Here is a 19,031-nt window from a genome sequence, read left to right as displayed (position 1 = left end):
GAAGAATGTGAAAAGGAGGTTTGTAGAATAAAAAAATAATTAAATATAAGCAATCGAGAAGAAACTATTAAAATTCGTTTATAGTAAAATGTTAAAAAAAGGAGGCTTTTTTAATGAGTACAATGATTTTTGTTAACTTTCCAGTCAAGAATGTAGCAGATGCCACTGATTTTTACGAAAAACTTGGATTTAAGAAGAACGATGACTTCTCTGATGTTCATGCAAGCTGTATGGTTTGGGACGAAAATTTTTATATCATGCTGTTAGAGCATTCTTTTTATCAACAGTTTCTTAGAGGTAAAAAGATTGCTGATACACAGAAAGAAAATGCTGCCTTAATCTGTTTCAGCCTGGAAAACGCAGAAGCCGTTAAAGAATTCGGACGATTAGCGAAGGAAAATGGCGGCGATGCTTACCGTGTTGAGACGGGAGTGCCGGAAGAGCAAATGTATGGCTTGGAAGTATCTGATATTGATGGAAATATGCTGGAACCGATGTGGATGAAGCAATAGATAGAAGAAATAAGGTGGGATACCGGACTGAATTTAAGAAATGGATAGTAATAAAGATAGGTAACGCCTGATACGGATATTTTAATCCTCCCCTTAGAGCAGACACGAAAAAACTGTTTTAAGGGGAGTTTATGTTTAAACGAAGACCCAGATAGATAAAGCTTCCCGTACATAAGATTTGATATTTTTTATTTCTAATAAAGTGGATTATTAATAGTATAACTTGAATACTGCTGAATAGTCAGTTAAATTAAATACAAGTATCAAAAATCTATTATATAAAAGTAAGAAAGGTGTTCTTTTTTATGAGCGGAAAAGAAATTTATCAAATCTGGATGATGGCCTGGAACAAGGATGTATCTTTTCTTAATGATATTACAGATGAGGATTGCGTCGTTCATCAATCCAGAATAGATGGGAAAGATTCAGAAAGCACAAAGGGGCTTGCTGCTTTGAAAGATGTTGTGGAATCAGCTAAAGTTTATTTTGATGATGTAGAAATGTCACTTATAGTTGGACCTATAGAAGATCGAAATTATGTCTCGGCGCGCTGGAATTTTAAGGGTGTTTATAAAGGTAAAATGGAAGGCGCAAAAGTTGAAAAGGGCAAGCTTGTTTCTTTTGATGGTACCGATATTTTCTTTATTGAAAATCATAAAATAAAAGATTATTGGGTTTCTTCAGACGTTATAGATTTTATGAACCAGCTGAAAGTATTTTAGCAATATTTTTATTTGAATTTACCTGCAAATGCTCCAAATATACGGTATTACAAACGAAGTATGTCGAATCTGGAGGTGTTATTCATGTCGCAATTACATGCAGCTTTTTATCGAAATCTTAATCTTGGCCATAAGGGGTCTCCCACAAGAGAAATATTGGAAACTGTATTGAAAGATTCAGGAGCCAAGCGGGTAAAATCGTTCCAGACAAATGGTACAGTTCTTCTATTTGCACAAGAGCCGGAAAAAGTCGTAGAAAAAGCGGCAATAATTCTTGAAGAAAAAGTGCGTTACAGCGATGCTGTATTTATAAAACCCTTTGAAGAACTGATCACGATTCTGGACAGTGACCCATTTCAAAATCAAGGAGATGAGGACCTACCGGAAAACCTTTACGTTTTTTGAAGCAGAAAAACAGTTTTCTATGGATTTGCCGTGGACCAATATAAAGATGATGTTGATATTTTTCAAATTATATCTGCTACAGCGCTAGGAATTACCCGCAAGCCAAAGAGCAGCCCAGGTAATCCGACTGCTGAAATAGAAAAAAATACAGGAGGCAAAGCTACCACGAGAACGCTCGGTACGATGGAACGACTAGTAAAACCCGGACAGGTATGGTAATGGCCCAAAGGCTTGACTAAAAAATTTGTTCTGCTAGCATAAGAGTCAATTGAATAAATCAAAATTTTCTACTGGGGGCGCCGCAACGGCTGAGATAAATGTATATTTAGCACCCTTAGAACCTGATCTGGTTAGGACCGGCGGAGGGAAGTAGAATAAGCAAATAAACGATGCGCTGTTTTTATGCGTGTATGTTTTAGTATGCGGACATTTCCTTCTATGAGTCTTTAGAAAAAGATTGAAGGAGGATTTTTTTATGAATTTTACTGGTGAAATGCGAATTGTAACAAAGGAAAGTTGGGAGCAATGAGGGCTTTTTACCGTGCAAAATAATAAACTCTTTCCTGAATTGGAAAGGTTTTTATTCTTATTATAGTAACATGCCTTATGATGAAAACAGTATAAAAAGGAGCTGAACTTAGATTGTTCAAAGATAATCGGTTCAATAGGTTAACCGCCAACGATTTGAAGCGAGATTTGGTTGCGGGTATCACAGTAGGAATTGTAGCAATACCGCTTGGAATGGCTTTTGCGATTGCTTCTGGAGTGAAACCCGAATATGGGCTTTATACAACAATTATTGCAGGGATTCTCGTTGCCCTTTTCGGTGGTTCCCGTTACCAGATTGCCGGCCCTACGGGAGCTTTTATACCCATTTTGCTTGCAATTGTTTTAGAATTCGGATACGAAGATTTGTTAATTGCAGGATTTATGGCTGGAATAATGCTCATATTGATGGGCGTTTTTAAGTTGGGAGGACTTATCAAGTTTATTCCCCGTTCTGTAACAATTGGTTTTACGGCCGGGATTGCAATCATTATATTTACCGGGCAAATTGAAAATTTTCTCGGTCTGGAAAATATGGAGAAAAAAGAATATTTCCATGAAAATATCATTCAAATTATCCAAAATTTTTCAACACTGAACTTATATAGTATCTTCGTTGCGGCACTTGGAGTTCTCATTCTTATTTTTGTTCCAAAACTTTTCCCGAGAGCACCTATATTATTAGTTGCCTTAATGGTTCCATCGATTGTTGCATACTTATTTTTCCCTGGAAAAGTGGACACCATCCATACTGCATTTGGCAGCATTTCACAAAGTCTGCCTAGTTTCCAATTTCCTGAATTAAGCTGGAATAAAATAGTGACACTTTTACAGCCTGCTTTTGTAATTGCCATGCTTGGAGGTATTGAGTCTTTATTATCTGCAGTTGTGGCGGATGGTATGACCGGGAAAAAGCATAACTCCAATAGAGAGCTTGTTGGCCAAGGTATTGCCAACCTTGTTACTCCTCTTTTTGGAGGAATTCCGGCAACAGGTGCCATTGCCAGGACAGCTACAAATATTAAAAGTGGGGCTGTGAGTCCTTTCTCCGGGATTTTTCAAGGAGCATTTGTATTAATTACTATTCTCCTGCTTGCACCTTTTGCTTCACATATTCCACTCGCAAGTATGGCACCTATATTAATGCGTGTTGCTTTAAATATGAGCGAATATAAGTCATTTACTCATATTATTAAGCTGAAATCCAGTGACTCACTGGTACTTGCGGTAACCTTTCTATTAACTGTTTTTGTTAACTTGGCAATTGCCGTTCAAATTGGATTGCTGCTGGCTATGTTCTCCTTTGTGAAACGGATGAGTGAAGTATTAGGAATTGAAAAAGTCGTTCCTGATCAGTTAAAAGAAGAAATAAATGGGAGCAAAAGCTTGGAAACGAAATGCCCACAGCTTGTCTTTTTTACAATTGATGGACCATTATTTTTCGGTGCTGCTGACCGTTTTCAATCAATGATTACGTATTCTATTAATCGGAAACCAGCCGTACTTATTTTAAAAATGAAACATGTCTCCTTTATTGATACGACAGGAGGAGCTAACTTTGCCTCACTGATTACAGATTTTAAAAAACAAGGCGGTACAATCCTGCTTGCTGAATTGAATAATGAGATATTAGATATGATAAAAGCTGAAGGTTTATATGATAAATTAGGAGCTCAGCATATTTTCAAAGATTCAAAAGAAGCCGTAGATTATGGTTTGAATTTAATCAATGTCAAGAAATGTCCACTTTGTTCAAAAGCTGAAACAAACGCTTGTCAAGTTTTTCAACAGAGTAAAGAAATGAAGAAGATTGGATAGACAGATTTGCATTTTCAAATAATTCATGCTTAAATAAGCCTTAAGTATTTACTTCTTCTTTACAGCGTAGTGTAAAGTATTTGTTTTGCAGTGCCAGGTAATCTATTAATTCAAAATTTCATATTTCTATAATCACTAGGGGAGCGATTTTATCGCTGAGAAAGGAAACTTGACCCTTGGAACCTGATTTAGTTAATACTGACGTAGGGAAGTGAGACTTGCATATGCAGATAATAATCGGCTTATGTATTCATTTCCCATTCATCCATATTTGTTGAGTGGGTTTTTTTAATGCTCTTACAATAGATTCAAACAGTAAGAGATACAATTTAATGAGAGTGTAGGGGGACCAGTGTTGCTGGTTGAGATAATATCCGTAAGATACAGACCCTTAGAACCTGATCTGGTTGAGACCAGCGTAGGGAACATGCAAAGTAATTTCTATCATAAGGAAATGTGTGTACCCTGGGCTTCGTGTCCGGGGTATTTTTATTGGAAGGAGGCTTGCGTATTCAATCTATTAACGAGTGCTGCCAGAACATGATAATACATTTTTATCAAAAGAGGGTGAAAACGAAGAATGAGAGAACAAAATCAAAAATTAGCACTTCAATTTAAAAATGTCGATTTCCATTATAAAAATGATGCAGGGGGAATTCCTATTTTAAAAAATATGAATCTCTCGGTTGCAGATGGTGAATTTGTAAGCATTATCGGTGCAAGTGGCTCAGGAAAATCAACCATCTTCCGTCTTATTGTCGGGCTGGAGGAACAGACTGGCGGATCTATCTATTTAAATGAAAAACGAGTAACAGACCGTTCAGGAAAAGTTGGGTATATGCCGCAACAGGATTTACTGATGCCGTGGCGGACAGTTCAACAAAATGCTGCTCTTCCGTTAGAGCTGCACAAAGAAAGTCGTCTTGGCAGAAGGGCTGTTCCCGATTTACTGGAGGCATTTGGTTTAAAAGGATATGAGGATAAATATCCGCATGAATTATCCGGCGGGATGCGCCAGCGCGTTTCCTTTCTAAGAGCCACTTTATCGGGTTCTAACGTATTATTGCTGGATGAACCTTTTTCAGCTCTGGATGCAATGACCAGGTTATTTATGCAGGAATGGCTATTAGAACAATGGGAAGAGCAGCAATCTACTATTCTATTTATCACACACGATATTTCAGAAGCATTATTTTTGTCTGATCGCATTTTTGTCATTACAGATACGCCTTTTACAACATTAAAAGAGATCGAAGTACCATTGGAACGTCCAAGAAGGCAACAGGATTCAGATAAAAAAGAAGTCATGAAGCTGAAAAATAATTTATTGGAGCAATTTCGAATGAGGGTGTAATCGATGAAAAATTATCTTTATTCCATTATTTTAATCACGGTATTTTTAATGATATGGGAGGCAGGTGCGAGGTTTGTTCATGCATCATTTATTTTACCGGCACCAACTGAAATTGCCATAAAGCTATGGGAACTAAAAGCAGAGCTCCTGCTGTATCATCTTCCTGTTACCCTTGCTGTTATTGCAATCGGACTCGGGATTTCATTGGTACTTGGCGTTATCCTGGCAATCAGCATGAATATATCGGAAACGTTAGAGAAAGCCATTTATCCTATTTTAATTACATCACAAACTATTCCGATTATTGCACTGGCGCCTATTTTTGTACTTTGGTTTGGATATTCTATCTGGAGCAAAGTTATCGTTACAATTATCATTACCTTTTTTCCTATTACCGTGAGTACATTTGATGGTTTTCGATCAACAAGTAAAGAGCTGAAGGAGTTATTTCAAACACTTGGCGCATCTAAAAGACAGCTTTTTTTCAAGTTAGAGGTTCCTTCTGCACTGCCTTCTTTCTTTTCAGGACTAAAAGTAGCGGTACCAATGAGTGTAATTGGAGCTGCAATTGGAGAGTGGCTTGGTGCACAGGCTGGCTTAGGTTATTTTAGCCGGCGGATGATGACACAATTTAATGGAGCGGGTGTCTTTGCGCCTATTGTTGTTCTCTCTTTGATTGGAATTTTATTATTTATTACCGTTGTTTTATTAGAAAAATATATATTGAAATGGAGAAGATCTTAATATGAAAAAATTAACAGTTATAGCTAGTATTCTAATAAGCTTTGTTGTTCTAAGTGCTTGTGGAAGTGACAATGAGGAATCGAAAGCGGAGAAGAAAGAAACAAATACCGTTTCTATTATGCTTGATTGGTATCCGAATGCCGTACATAGTTATCTGTACGTTGCAGAAGAGATGGGTTATTTTGAGGAAGAAGGAATCGATGTGGATATTCAATTCCCAGCAAACCCAACGGACCCTCTGACGCTTGCAGCTTCAGGCAAAGTGACAATTGGATTATATTACCAGCCTGATGTGATCGCAGCAAGAGCAAATGAAGATATTCCAGTCAAGTCCGTGGCTGCTATTGTTCGTGAGCCGTTAAACCGGATTGTTTACCGTTCCGATGACCCGATAAATTCACCGAAAGAATTAGAAGGGAGGCAGGTAGGTTACCCTGGAATTCCTGTAAATGAGGCAATTGTTAAAACAATGGTCGAGCATGACGACGGAGATTATGAAAAAGTAGATATGATAAATGTAGAATTTGAATTAGGTTCTTCGCTTATTTCCGAACAGGTCGATGCAGTGAGCGGCATGTATGTGAATCATGAAGTGCCAGTCTTACAGAGTGAAGGCCATGAAATTGATTTTATAAATCCCGTAGATTACGGGGTACCTGATTTTTACGAAATAGTCGCTGTAACCAGTGATGAAACATGGGATGCCGAGCAGGAAAATATAGAAGCATTCTGGAGAGCTGCGCGTAAAGGATATGATTTTATGGTTGAAAATGAGGAAGAAGCAGTGCAAATCCTGCTGGACTATCAGGATGAAGTAAACTTTCCTCTGGAAAAGGAGATAGAAACAGAGAGCTTATCGATTTTATTACCCAAAATGGAATCAGAGCAGGGGTTTGGTACACAGGACAGAGCTTCATGGGAAGAAACAGCAAATTGGTTAAAAGAATATGGAGTGATTAAAGAAATTCCAGACATTGACGATATATTTGTCAATATTGAATAATAATTTCTATTAAACTGCGTATTGATTGTTCAAAGTATTGTTGAAAATCAGCCAAGTGCGCTTCAAGCAAGGGTTTCTCGTGGTATGCAGCTTTTTGGGCACACTGGAATAGGTGGAAAACAGGCGGAAGTGGTATTAGAATATAAATATAGATTTTTTATCTAAAACATAGGAGGCTGTGCACGATGATTAAAGTCGTTAACGCATTACGTGTCAAAAAAGGGAAAGTAAATGAGGTCGCAGCATTATTCCAAAAGGCTAAGGCCGTACACACATTTGATGGATTTGTATTCATGGAAGTTCTTATAAAAGAAAATACAGAAGAGTATGATGAACTGCAGGTTTGCACAACATGGGAAGATCACGCTTCTTTTGAGGTTTGGAGAGAAAGCAGGGAAACAAGAAAAGCTCATGAATCACAGAATAAAGAAGAAAAAGAAGATAGTCCAATCCTTGGGACTGAATTATCTACATTTGAAGTTTTTGTACAGCATCATCCAGCATAGTATCCTTTTATCTCCGCTTTATTACACTATAATTATTTACAGCATGCCGTCTTCAATGATTAAGAAGACGGCATTTTTATAAACAGATTTATGCAAATTTCCTTAAACATTCATACAAGAATCAATTAGTGAACGAATCGATTTGCTTATTAAAATAAATAATATTGCGATTAGGTATTGACAACTAATATGATAATGATTATCATTATCATTACAGAAAGGGGTTTCTCTATCAAATTATTCTGTGGATTAATCAGATCACTCATTGTGTTACCCCCCAACCAACATATAAGAGACTTGATAGAGATTCCTTCTCTTTTGTAATAGGTCATAAGAAATCCTGTAATTTTACAGATGGATTTCTTACTTTATATACGGAAAATAATAAATAAAGGAAAGAAAAATCTAAGTTTCCGGGTTACCGGGAAGATTTTTCTTTCCTTTATTTTTTTAATAATATTTCATTTTTTTCATTTTCTTTACAATTAAATTAAAAATGTTCAGATAGATAGAATCCGAGTTTACGAGCTGAAAAGAAGGGTAAGTAGTAGTTATTACATAGAAAGGGAGTTGTTATTATCAAGTATATTTCTTTAATCATTTTTTCTTTGGCTGGATTCGTACTCTTTGCAGGGACAGCAGCTGCTGAGAAGAATTATGAGGTACAACCGGGAGACAATGTATATCGTATTGCACAAAATTATCAGGTAGATGTCAATGCTGTTATCGCAGCAAATCCATCCATATCGGATTCTGCTCATATTCAAGCAGGGCAAACAATAAAAATACCAGATCAAACCGGAGCTACTTTTACAGTGACAGCTTATACAGCCGGACCTGAATCTACCGGGAAAGAACCTGGGGACCCTGCCTACGGTATAACGGCATCTGGTGAAGAGGTAGAGGAAGGAAAAACAATAGCATGCCCGCAACCTCTTCCTTTTGGGACGAAAATACATATCCCGGATCTGGATGAAACTTACGTGTGTGAAGATCGGGGAAGCGCCATTACAAATGGTCATTTGGATATTTACATGGAAGATTTAGATGATGCACTTGAGTTTGGGGTACAAGAACTTCAAGCTAAAGTGTGGACATATTAACTCTGAGAATGAAATGATATATTTATTACCACAGAAAGCTGCCAGCCTATGGACTGCATTTAGGTTGGCGGCTTTTCCTAGTATGGGGCAGATCCTTAAAAAAGAGATAGAAACATTGATTTTTCAGCATGAAACGAAACAGAAATAATGCTTTAATAATTCGGATGAGAAAGAAATATCCAATTATTTTACTTAAGTATGGTTGATATTTCTCAGAAATAGGTGTAGCATATTTTTATAAAATATTTACATTTGTCGAATTTTGTCGACTTTTTAACCAATTGTAAAATTGAAAAGTCTAAATTATTAGATAATTAAAAGAGAAGGGGTTATACGGATGAAAATAACAAATATTAAAGTAGAAAAACTGAAATTAGAATTATTTAAACCTTTGACAGTTGCTTTAGGGACAATAGACAATGTAGAAACATTGCTTGTGAAGGTAGAAACTGATGAAGGAATATACGGTATTGGAGAAGGATCGCCTTTCACCTATGTGACGGGAGAAACATTGGAATCAGCTTTAATAACAGCAAAAATGTTAACGAAGCATCTGATAGGAGAGAATCCGCTCCATATTGAAAAGATTCATCATATCATGGATAGTGAAATTGTTAACAATACTGCTGCAAAGGCAGCCATTGATATCGCTCTTTACGATATTAAAGGAAAGAAAATGAACGCTCCACTCTATCAAGTACTTGGTGGGTTCAGTAACCAGCTTGAAACAGATGTGACGATTGGCATTGATACGCCGGAAAATATGGCGGCAGAGGCAAAGGAAAGAGTAGAGCAAGGGTTTACTATTTTGAAAATTAAAGCAGGAATTGATTCCAGACAGGATATTGAAGCTATCCGAATGATTAGAGAAGCAGTTGGCAGTAAGATTCCTTTACGCATCGACGCGAATCAGGGCTGGACGAAAAGTGAAGCTGTCCAGACGATAAAGGCAATGGAAGCGTATCATATTGAAGCGGTTGAACAACCTCTGCCGTATTGGGACATTGATGGGATGGCATATGTAAGAAGAAAAGTAGACACCGGCATTATGGCAGATGAAAGTGTACATTCTCCTATTGATGCAGCGAAAGTTGTAAAACAAGAAGCGGCAGATGTTTTAAATATTAAATTAATGAAGTCTTCAGGGCTATATCCTGCATTAAAAATCAATGCAATTGCGGAAGCATCGGGATTCCATTGCATGGTAGGCTGTATGCTGGAAAGCAAGATCGCTATTTCCGCCGGCGCCAGCTTAGCAGCTGCGAAAAAGAATATTACAAAAGTAGACGTGGACAGTTTCCTTTATGTGAAGGATACAGGGATTACAGATGGATTCACAATAGATAATGGGATAATAACTTTATCAGAAAAACCAGGCTTAGGTATAGAATTAAATATCTGACTATTGGGCTTTTATAGCATGAAGTATAAAAGTTTTAATTTTGCTTTTCTCTGCGGGATAATACGAAAATCCCGCAGAAGGAAATCCTGTTTTAGGAGGTAACTTCATAGTAATCTTATAATAATTAAATGAAATATACATATAAGGAGATTTAATAATGGATGCAATATTTTCAAATACAGCTAGTTTATTAGCTATTATGGCTATAACAGTAGCATTGGGTTTTTATTTACAACGTTTCAAAGGATTTAAACTTCTTGGACCAGCTTTAATTGTAATTATTATCAGCGTCGTCCTGGCTAATCTGAAAATTGTTCCTTTTGAAGCGGATGTATATGGGGTGGTAGCAGAATATGCTATTCCGTTATCGATTTCGATGATGCTTTTAAGTGTGGATATTAAGGAGATGCTAAAGCTTTCCAAAAAACCGCTGATAGCTATGGGAATAGCTGCCCTCAGTGTAGGATTAGTAACATTAGTGGCAGGAATTATCTTTGCGCCGCTAATTTTTGAAGGATGGAAAATAGCAGGTATGTTTATCGGCACCTACACCGGCGGCAGCTCCAATCTTACTGCTATTGGTTATGGTTTAGATGCGTCACCGGTAACCTTTGCAGCAGCAAACGCTGCTGATTATGTTATCGGCGTTCCGACGCTGATTATTATGTTTGCTTTTCCAAGTATTGCGGCCAGATCAAAATGGTTCAAGAAAATATGGCCATATTCTCTCTCAACAAATGAACTTGAAGGGGGAGAGAAAGAACAGGAAGATGCCTTTTTGGAGAAGAAACAATGGAGTATTCAGGATATTGCCTGGAGCTTTGCAATTGCATTTGCCATTACAGGAATAGCAACATTTTTGTCTGGATACGCTCCAGAGTCATTCCAGAGTGCTGCCAGAATTTTATTAATTACAACGCTTGCTGTCGTTGTCGCGCAGCTCAAGCCAATAAAAAAAATTAAAGGAAACATGGATTTAGGTTTATTTATGGCTTTATTCTTCCTGACAACTATCGGGTATATGGTGAACATTAAAGAATTTGTTGGAGCAACCCTGGCGATTGCACTGTTTTGCTTTGTTGTTGTTTTGGGTTCATTAATTGTTCACGCATTAATATGCCGCTTATTCAAAATCGAATATCAATATGTTTTGATTTCTATTATTGCTTCTATTGCAGACGGATCGACCTCAGCATTAGTAGCTGCTTCAGCTAAGTGGAAGGCACTTATCAGCCTGGCCATTATTTTAGGAGTTATTGGTACAGTTCTGGGAAATTACATTGGAATCGGAACAGCCTACCTTATCAAATTTATCATTGGTGCTTAGGAGGGGTTAGATGGAAACTTTTCAACTATACCGATCAGGAATTCTTGAGATGGTATTTCAATTTGATTCAGGACAAGTAGTTTATCAGGAAAAAGACTGTACAAACAATCAGTGGAGTAACGCAATTGAATTAACAGATGAAAAAAACGGGGAATTAGAGAGATACTATCATATAAACCCTGCTATTATTTTGGAGCATCTGCCAGAATATACCTCTATTTTTCATACAGATAAGAAGCAGGCTGTCACGCCCTGGGGAGATATTTATCAAAAAGGCCAGAGCAATACCTGGGTACAGCGGGAGAAGCAGTTTCCACTAGATATTGTCATGAGGGATGAGACTCCTGTTGCGTTTATCAGTACTTCCCGGGAAAACTGCTCCGTTCTGGTCAAGGAAGGATATGAAGCATATACTCCGGTTAACCTTTGGAAAAATGGAAGTGTATCCGCCCCGACATTCGCTGTAGAATATGGCGGGAATTATATGGTGCCAATGCGTGATGGTATCAAGCTGGCTACCGATGTTTGGCTGCCCAAGAATAGCACATCGCCATTACCTGCTATTTTTGTACGGACACCATACGGAAAGAAGCTGTTCGCTAAGTCTCATTCTCATTTTGTCCAAAGAGGCTATGCCTTAATTATTCAGGATACAAGAGGAAGACAGGATTCAGAAGGAGAATGGATCCCGATGTATTCAGAAATGACAGATGGAGACGACACGTTGAACTGGATTGCGGAACAATCATGGTGTAATGGAAATATCGGTATGATAGGCGCTTCCTATGGCGGCTATGTTCAGTGGGCAGCAGCTGCCAGCGGGAATCCGAATTTAAAAGCGCTTGTAAGTATGGTTACAGCAGGCAGTCCATTTCTCGATATCCCAAGAAAAGGCGGAGCGTTGATTTCCGGGATGCTTGCATGGGCATTCGCCATGTCCGAAAAAGAATTTAAACCGGAAAACATGCTGCGCTCTGACTGGGATGATGTATTAAAGATACGTCCGCTGCGGGATATTCCTAAAAAGGCATTAGGAAAAGATGTAGACTTTTGGGAGAAGTGGTTATCACATCCTGTCAATGATGCTTTTTGGAAAATTCAAGATTGGCATCAGCATCACGCAAATATTCATGTGCCCGCCCTGATTGTATCTGGATGGTATGATGATAACGGAATGGGAACAACCGAAGCGCTGGAGACGGTCGCTGACTATGGACCCCATGATAAAAAGATTTTGCTTGGTCCTTGGATGCATAATGCAAATACTGCCAGAGATTTGCAGGGGGTGCCATTGGGAAATAACGCACTGCGATATGACCTTGATTTTTCTTATCTCCAATGGTTTGATAGAAAACTGAAAGGAATCGATAACGGGATTGATTGCGCTGCTCCTGTTGAATACTATATCACTGGGGAAAATAAATGGGCTTCTGCCAATCAATGGCCTCCGGAAAATATCCAATGGCAGCATGCCTATTTAAGCAGTAACGGAAATGCAAATACATCAGCAGGGGACGGAGCGTTATTATTTAATAAGAATGTCATCAATGGAAGTGACAAATATATCTATGATCCAATGGATCCTGCTCCCCACTTAATCGATGTTTCAGAGAACGAAATTGGCGTTCCTGCTAATTATAAAGAGGTGGAAAAAAGGGAAGATATACTCGTTTACGATTCGGAGTCATTGGAGAGCCCTTTAACGATTGCAGGAGATATTCGGGTATGTTTATATGCCTCGAGCTCTGCAAAGGACACAGATTGGGTGGTGCGTATAACAGATGTCGATCCAGCAGGTAATTCGGTGAAACTCGTCGATGGCGTGCTTCGCGCCCGTTATCGCAATGGATTTGAAAAAGAAGAATTGTTAGAGCCGAACCAGATTGAAAAATACGTGATCCGAACTTCTAAAATCGCCAATACCTTTAAGAAAGGGCACCGGATACGCTTGACGATTACATCGAGTGCCGAGAATTTTATTTTTCCTAATACAAATACAGGAGAAGACCCGGCAACAGATGTAAAAACGATAGAAGCGATACAGCAGATATATCATAAGCCTGGGACCCTTTCTTATATTCAAATTCCGGTGCTGTCTGAAGAGAAAAAAGATTATTGATATGCAGAAACTATGATTAATTCGCTTTACCATGTTTATAGATAAAATCACAAAGACGGCAAGATTCCAGTTCTTATTTGTACACGCAATAAGATGAAGAATTTTGCCGTCTTGTTATTTATTTAAAAAGTAAACTAAATAATTGCGGTCGTTAATTCACTTCGGTTTATAGGCTGCAAGCTGGATGACATGCCCAAGGCCATTGTGTGATTTACCTTCAAAACGCTCCACTTCACCATAATAAAAATGCTTGATTTTCCAGTCTGTAAAAATATTAAGTACTTCATATGGCGAGTATAATAGACTGGTATCTTTTCCGCCATCCGTCCGATACGGAAGCTGACGGTCGGAACGAACCTCCATAATATAGAGTCCACCCGGGCGAAGTGTTCTTTTGATTCCTTTCATTAAACGTTGACGGACAGAAGCATCTCCTATGTGCCCAAAAACATTTAATACGATATCCCATTGGTTCTCTCTAAAAGGGATATCTTGAGTTAAATCCACTAGCTCTGTATTCACCTTTACACTTCTTTCAATAGCAAGCCGCTGTACTTTATCCAAGGCGATGGAGGAATAATCCCAGGCAGTAACATGGTGTCCCAATTCAGCTGCATAGACTGCATTACGTCCTTCTCCCTCTGCCAGACTCAGTACATCGGAAGAAGGATAATCAGATAACATCGATTGAACAAAGACATTTGGGGCTTTTCCATATCGATACTCCTGATTATTGTATAGTTCGTCCCATTTATTATTTGTCATTTATAGACTCCTTTCAATTCTGCTTTTACTTTAGTTCTGGTTTTTCTTTTTCTAATTTATTCCATTTATTCGGGTTGGTATCATCAGGAATTTTTTTCGAAACGATTTCTTCATAATGCTTGACTTTATTTTCAAGGAATTGTACCCGATTCTGCGTTTCTTCTAACTGATCATAGGCAATATCTTTTAAATGCAAGAAAATTTGATAGCGCTCATCTATCGTTGAATCTCCTTGAAGACTTAGAGCGACATAGTGCTTAATATCTTTAATGGACATACCACATTCTTTTAAACGTTTTATGCCGATTAACCAATTCATTGATTCCTGGTTAAACAATCGTTGATTATTTTTATCTCGAATTAAAGTGGGGATTAGCTGACAATCCGTATAATACCGGATAGTGTGTTCACTCATTTCAAGGAGCTCTGCAGCTTCTTTTACAGTATACATTTTTATTTCTCCTTTAAAAGTATTGACTTAGAGCAACTCTAAGCTGATACAGTAATTGTATCATATTAATTTATGAGCAAAAATTTTGAGGAGGTCATTCAACATGAACACACGAAAAATCGGAAACTTAGAAGTCTCACCTATTGGGATGGGGTGCATGGGATTTTCTCACGGTTATGGAAAAGTTCCAGATGAAGATTATAGTATTGAAGCAATACGAAAGGCTTATGAATTTGGCTGTACATTTTTTGATACAGCAGAAGCTTACGGAAAAGAAATGTTTTACCCCGGTCATAATGAACAGCTGGTTGGAAAAGCTGTCAAACCTTTTAGGGAAAACATTATTCTAGCAACCAAGTTCCATGTTGGCGAAGAAAATCCTGAAGATGGGGCGGAATTATACGATGTTGTCAGGAAACATTTGGATGCCTCATTAAAAAATTTAAAAACTGACTATATTGATCTTTACTACCTGCACAGAATTAATGAGCAAATTCCAGTAGAACAGATTGCAGTAGTGATGGGACAGCTAATCGAAGAAGGATTGATTAGAGGGTGGGGCTTATCCCAGGTTTCTGTCGATACGCTGTCAAAAGCTCATCATGTTACCCCGGTATCAGCTGTGCAGAACCTTTATTCTATGATGGAAAGAGATTGTGAGAAAGAGATATTTCCATATTGTCTCGAAAATAATATTAGTGTTGTTCCATTTTCACCAATTGCGAGCGGTTTTTTATCTGGAAAAGTAACCACAGAGACAAAGTTTGAAGGGGATGATGTACGGAAATTCGTACCGCAGCTTTCGAAAGAAAATATTGTGGCAAATCAACCCGTATTGAATATTCTTGATAAATTTTCGAAAGAGAAGAATGCCAGTAATGCACAAATCTCTCTTGCCTGGATGCTTCATAAATACCCGAATGTTATTCCGATTCCAGGATCAAAGAATCAAGAACGAATATTAGAAAACCTGGGCGCATGGCATGTAGATTTGGCAGATGATGAATTTGATGCAATTGAATCTGCACTTGATAAAATTACTGTCCATGGGCATAGGGGACATGTAGAGTCGGAGAACACAAGTTTCGGAAAGAATTGGGAAAATGAAGAATAAGGTGTTTTATGATTATCTGCTGATTTGAAAGAAGAAACTATCCGGTGGATTATGATGCTGGTTTATAAAGTGGAAAACAAAGGTGAATTTCAAATGGTGTTAATCTCGGCGGTGATGAGGACAATTTTATTGGGAACTACATCTATAGAATTAACGGTTCAAAGATGGGTTACACTGTTTGAAAGAAGGGTATAGAACATTCAAAAGTTAATAATCCGCGTAACTCTGTTGGTTCAGCCCAAAATATAGTTTTTATAATAATGTGTGTTGTAAACTAAAATTATAGACTGTTTCTAAGTAAAGATTGGAAGTTTGTTTTAATTGAGAATTACTATATTTAGAAATTATCGGGAGACGAAGGGAATGAATTCAATCATATGAAAGCAATGATGTTAAGAGAAATAGGGGAAACTAGTCAACTGAAGCTGGAAGAAGTAGAAACACCTAAACCTGATTCAGGAGAGGTCGTCATAAAATTAAAAGCGGCAGCTCTTAATCGTCGGGATTTAATGGTTTTACATGGACAATATCCTGGAATCAAGCTGCCTGCCATTCCCGGCTCTGATGGTGCAGGAGAAATTGTTGCAGTTGGAAATGAAATCAATAATATATCAACTGGTGATAAGGTAATCATTAATCCCGGTCTGAATTGGGGTAATGATATGAATAAAAAACGTGCTGATTTCACCATTCTTGGTGTTCCTTCTAATGGGACTTATGCTCAATATGTGAAGGTACCAGCAGAAAATGTTTATCCAAAACCGTCTCATTTATCTTGGGAAGAAGCGGCAGCTCTCCCTCTTGCAGGATTGACAGCATATCGCGCGATGGTGACAAAAGGAAAAGTAACGAAAGGAGAAAATGTTCTCATCCCTGGCGTTGGGGGAGGCGTAGCCACTTATCTTGTACAGTTTGCAAGCGCACTTGGAGCTAACGTTTACGTGACTTCCAGTAAAGAAGAAAAGATAAATAAAGCAAAAGATTTTGGCGCAACAGAAGGTGTAAACTATACAGCAGAAAACTGGACAGAGGAATTAGAGAATTTAACAGGCGGTATTGATCTATCGGTTGACAGTATTGCTGGAGAAATGTTCAAAACATTAATTTCACTTGGTAAAATAGGCAGCCGGATTGTCAGCTTTGGAGCAACAAGAGGCCCTGTGCCGAATCTTATTCTACCAACAATGACGGTGAAAGAAATCTCAGTGATTGGCTCAACGATGGGAAGCCCGCAGGATTTTGCTGATATGGTTGATTTTGTGGAGAAACATGAGATTCATCCCATTTTGGATAAAACCTATTCACTTGAAGAAGCACCTGAAGCACTTGCCAGAATGGAAAAAGGAGAAAATTTTGGGAAAATTGTTTTGTCTATACCGCAAGATTAAATTGAAATATTAATTATCCTCTTTTGGGGATTACAATAGAAATTCTTTATTTAGGATAGCATGTTGTAATTTTCATGCTTTCCTATTTTTCCTGATGTTAATTACATTATAACTGACAGTACGTTGCCATTCATTTTGGGAAAACGGGCGATATATTCAATAATATTGCACTAATTAATATTTAGTCCTGATTTTTTTCAGTGAATAAGCAAGATCACTACTGTCATTCTATTAAGTGGTGATGACCCTTTTTATAAGCTTAATAAAATATACAGTGTTGAATTATAGACAAGATGCTATGTAATATCAACTACATCATGTACAGATGATTCTACTAATCAAAAACCGTATTACCTATTTTTTTTTATTCTTATGAATATCCTCTGTTCCTGCTTCCAGGGCTACCTGATAATAATGACATTTATGCTCGATTAGCTGAAGGGTCTTATTTAACTCCTCCATTTGTTTTTCCACAACTGCTTTTTGTTTCATGAATAAGTCAAATCTTTGTTGTAAAGTGGAGTCTCCATCAGAACACCATTCAATAAAAATTTTAATATCTTTAATTGCCATTCCGCTGGATTTCAAACACTGAATAATTTTTAATAATTCTATATCAGATTCCTGAAATACTCTGGTTCCATTTGTGGTGCGCTCTACAAAAGGCATTAATCCTTCTCTGTCGTAATACCGCAAAGTGGGTACAGAAAGGTTGAATTTTTTAGCAACTTCTCCAATAGAATACGTCATTTTAAACTCCTCTTTTCCAAATTAAACCTAAAGTTAACTTAATAGTTTTAGAAATTTTATCACAGTATTTTGCAGCCGTCAAAATGAATTATTAAATTGAGATATAAATTGCTTGCCCTAAAGTTAGCTTTATCGGGTAACATCATTTCTAAGAAGAGAGGGGAGGATAAATGATCTCATTGGAATCAATACAATAAAACCTAAATTAATGAAAATACTGAAAAGGAGAATGTGACATGAATAGACCTTATATTTTTTGCCATATGATTACTTCCATAGATGGAAAAATTGATGGAACACATAAACAGATTCCAGAGAGAGGGTTAAATGCAAAGGACTTCTATCATATAGCGTTTGGAGAAAACAGTTATTACCAAGTCGATGCCTGGCTGTCCGGCCGTGCGACTTCAGAGGCTGGTTTTACAAAGGGCAAAACACCGAGTGTAGATGAAAATGCAGCACTGGTTCCAGAAGGGGATTATATCGCAGAAACAGATTTGTCTAAGTATTATGTTTCGGTAGATCCATCTGGAAAACTTGGCTGGGAAAGCAGCAATCTGCAATATCGCGATACGCAGGCTCATATTATTGAAGTACTGACAGAAAAAGCGAACAACGGGTATAAAGCTTTGCTTCGGGAATTAAACATTTCCTATATTATTGCCGGGAAAGAAACACTAGATTATGAGCTATTGATGGAGAAACTGAAAAACACATTCCATATTGAGACTTTAATGCTTGGAGGAGGCGGTGTACTTAACTGGTCCTTTATCCAGGCTGGTCTTTGTGATGAAGTAAGTATCCTGATGGCGCCGTTTGCGGATGGTTCTGCTTCCACGCATGCATTATTCCAAACAAAAGAAGGTTTATCAGAAGACATTCCCGTTACGTTTGATTTAGAGCATGTAGAAAAAAGAGATAATGGCGGGGTATGGCTGCGCTATAAAGTGAAGAAATAAATACGATATACTCTTTTATAATAAAGAATGCAGCCTGAATTTG

Annotated in this window: 20 protein-coding genes and 3 riboswitches; of the genes, 17 read left to right on the top strand and 3 right to left on the bottom strand. The window is 37.7% G+C overall.

Annotated features, from left to right (window positions below; genetic code table 11):
- Positions 1 to 113 precede the first annotated feature (113 nt).
- The 13 genes from IEX29_RS09955 to IEX29_RS09900 all read left to right on the top strand — a co-directional run bounded on the left by IEX29_RS09955 (position 114) and on the right by IEX29_RS09900 (position 13,561).
- The gene (locus IEX29_RS09955) at positions 114 to 512 is read left to right on the top strand and encodes a VOC family protein (protein WP_188734305.1); all 399 of its coding nucleotides are present in this window, start codon (positions 114 to 116) and stop codon (positions 510 to 512) included.
- Between the two features lie 305 nt (positions 513 to 817).
- Complete coding sequence (locus tag IEX29_RS09950; RefSeq protein WP_188734304.1) at positions 818 to 1,234, top strand: ester cyclase; 417 nt, start codon at positions 818 to 820, stop codon at positions 1,232 to 1,234.
- An 84-nt stretch (positions 1,235 to 1,318) separates the two neighbouring features.
- Positions 1,319 to 1,639, top strand: a complete 321-nt coding sequence (locus tag IEX29_RS09945) for a DUF1697 domain-containing protein (protein ID WP_188734303.1) — start codon at positions 1,319 to 1,321, stop codon at positions 1,637 to 1,639.
- 30 nt (positions 1,640 to 1,669) lie between these two features.
- Entirely contained in the window at positions 1,670 to 1,858 is a 189-nt protein-coding gene (locus IEX29_RS26640; protein ID WP_229720159.1) for a hypothetical protein, read from the top strand.
- 63 nt (positions 1,859 to 1,921) lie between these two features.
- A riboswitch (TPP riboswitch) is annotated at positions 1,922 to 2,024 on the top strand.
- Positions 2,025 to 2,281: 257 nt separating this feature from the next.
- Entirely contained in the window at positions 2,282 to 4,003 is a 1,722-nt protein-coding gene (locus IEX29_RS09940) for a SulP family inorganic anion transporter (RefSeq protein ID WP_188734302.1), read from the top strand.
- 127 nt (positions 4,004 to 4,130) lie between these two features.
- Positions 4,131 to 4,230, top strand: a riboswitch (TPP riboswitch).
- A 105-nt stretch (positions 4,231 to 4,335) separates the two neighbouring features.
- Positions 4,336 to 4,445, top strand: a riboswitch (TPP riboswitch).
- A 138-nt stretch (positions 4,446 to 4,583) separates the two neighbouring features.
- Complete coding sequence (locus IEX29_RS09935; RefSeq protein WP_188734301.1) at positions 4,584 to 5,357, top strand: ABC transporter ATP-binding protein; 774 nt, start codon at positions 4,584 to 4,586, stop codon at positions 5,355 to 5,357.
- A 3-nt stretch (positions 5,358 to 5,360) separates the two neighbouring features.
- The gene (locus IEX29_RS09930) at positions 5,361 to 6,101 is read left to right on the top strand and encodes an ABC transporter permease (protein ID WP_188734300.1); all 741 of its coding nucleotides are present in this window, start codon (positions 5,361 to 5,363) and stop codon (positions 6,099 to 6,101) included.
- Between the two features lies 1 nt (position 6,102).
- Positions 6,103 to 7,104: an ABC transporter substrate-binding protein gene (locus tag IEX29_RS09925; protein WP_188734299.1), complete on the top strand. Its 1,002-nt coding sequence runs from the start codon at positions 6,103 to 6,105 to the stop codon at positions 7,102 to 7,104.
- A 185-nt stretch (positions 7,105 to 7,289) separates the two neighbouring features.
- Positions 7,290 to 7,610, top strand: a complete 321-nt coding sequence (locus IEX29_RS09920; protein WP_188734298.1) for an antibiotic biosynthesis monooxygenase — start codon at positions 7,290 to 7,292, stop codon at positions 7,608 to 7,610.
- A 608-nt stretch (positions 7,611 to 8,218) separates the two neighbouring features.
- Complete coding sequence (locus IEX29_RS09915) at positions 8,219 to 8,713, top strand: LysM peptidoglycan-binding domain-containing protein (RefSeq protein ID WP_188734297.1); 495 nt, start codon at positions 8,219 to 8,221, stop codon at positions 8,711 to 8,713.
- A 337-nt stretch (positions 8,714 to 9,050) separates the two neighbouring features.
- Entirely contained in the window at positions 9,051 to 10,115 is a 1,065-nt protein-coding gene (locus IEX29_RS09910) for a mandelate racemase/muconate lactonizing enzyme family protein (protein WP_188734296.1), read from the top strand.
- A gap of 157 nt (positions 10,116 to 10,272) precedes the next feature.
- Positions 10,273 to 11,442 (top strand): DUF819 family protein, encoded by a 1,170-nt coding sequence (locus IEX29_RS09905; RefSeq protein WP_188734295.1) that lies wholly within the window; start codon positions 10,273 to 10,275, stop codon positions 11,440 to 11,442.
- 10 nt (positions 11,443 to 11,452) lie between these two features.
- Positions 11,453 to 13,561, top strand: coding sequence for a CocE/NonD family hydrolase (locus IEX29_RS09900; protein ID WP_188734294.1), 2,109 nt, complete (start codon positions 11,453 to 11,455; stop codon positions 13,559 to 13,561).
- A gap of 156 nt (positions 13,562 to 13,717) precedes the next feature.
- Here IEX29_RS09900 and IEX29_RS09895 read toward each other — a convergent pair whose 3' ends face one another.
- Together IEX29_RS09895 and IEX29_RS09890 are read right to left on the bottom strand one after the other, a co-directional pair.
- Complete coding sequence (locus IEX29_RS09895; protein ID WP_188734293.1) at positions 13,718 to 14,326, bottom strand: class I SAM-dependent methyltransferase; 609 nt, start codon at positions 14,324 to 14,326, stop codon at positions 13,718 to 13,720.
- Between the two features lie 25 nt (positions 14,327 to 14,351).
- Complete coding sequence (locus tag IEX29_RS09890) at positions 14,352 to 14,777, bottom strand: MerR family transcriptional regulator (protein WP_188734292.1); 426 nt, start codon at positions 14,775 to 14,777, stop codon at positions 14,352 to 14,354.
- A gap of 103 nt (positions 14,778 to 14,880) precedes the next feature.
- Between IEX29_RS09890 and IEX29_RS09885 the strand changes: the two genes are divergently transcribed.
- The 3 genes from IEX29_RS09885 to IEX29_RS09880 all read left to right on the top strand — a co-directional run bounded on the left by IEX29_RS09885 (position 14,881) and on the right by IEX29_RS09880 (position 17,279).
- A complete protein-coding gene (locus tag IEX29_RS09885; RefSeq protein WP_188734291.1) occupies positions 14,881 to 15,891 on the top strand; it encodes an aldo/keto reductase in 1,011 nt (336 codons plus the stop codon).
- A 24-nt stretch (positions 15,892 to 15,915) separates the two neighbouring features.
- A complete protein-coding gene (locus IEX29_RS26635; RefSeq protein WP_229720158.1) occupies positions 15,916 to 16,086 on the top strand; it encodes a hypothetical protein in 171 nt (56 codons plus the stop codon).
- Positions 16,087 to 16,268: 182 nt separating this feature from the next.
- Entirely contained in the window at positions 16,269 to 17,279 is a 1,011-nt protein-coding gene (locus tag IEX29_RS09880) for a quinone oxidoreductase family protein (RefSeq protein WP_188734290.1), read from the top strand.
- A 354-nt stretch (positions 17,280 to 17,633) separates the two neighbouring features.
- Here the strand turns inward: IEX29_RS09880 and IEX29_RS09875 are convergent, their stop codons facing one another.
- On the bottom strand, positions 17,634 to 18,029 hold the full coding sequence (locus tag IEX29_RS09875; protein WP_188734289.1) for a MerR family transcriptional regulator: 396 nt from the start codon (positions 18,027 to 18,029) through the stop codon (positions 17,634 to 17,636).
- 236 nt (positions 18,030 to 18,265) lie between these two features.
- Between IEX29_RS09875 and IEX29_RS09870 the strand changes: the two genes are divergently transcribed.
- Positions 18,266 to 18,988: a RibD family protein gene (locus tag IEX29_RS09870; RefSeq protein ID WP_188734288.1), complete on the top strand. Its 723-nt coding sequence runs from the start codon at positions 18,266 to 18,268 to the stop codon at positions 18,986 to 18,988.
- The last annotated feature ends 43 nt before the right edge of the window (positions 18,989 to 19,031 follow it).

Source organism: Oceanobacillus neutriphilus, from assembly GCF_014645515.1.
Classification (GTDB): Bacteria; Bacillota; Bacilli; order Bacillales; family Amphibacillaceae; genus Oceanobacillus; species Oceanobacillus neutriphilus.
Note: the sequence above shows the minus strand (reverse complement) of the source record. Positions and strands in the feature narration are given on the sequence as shown.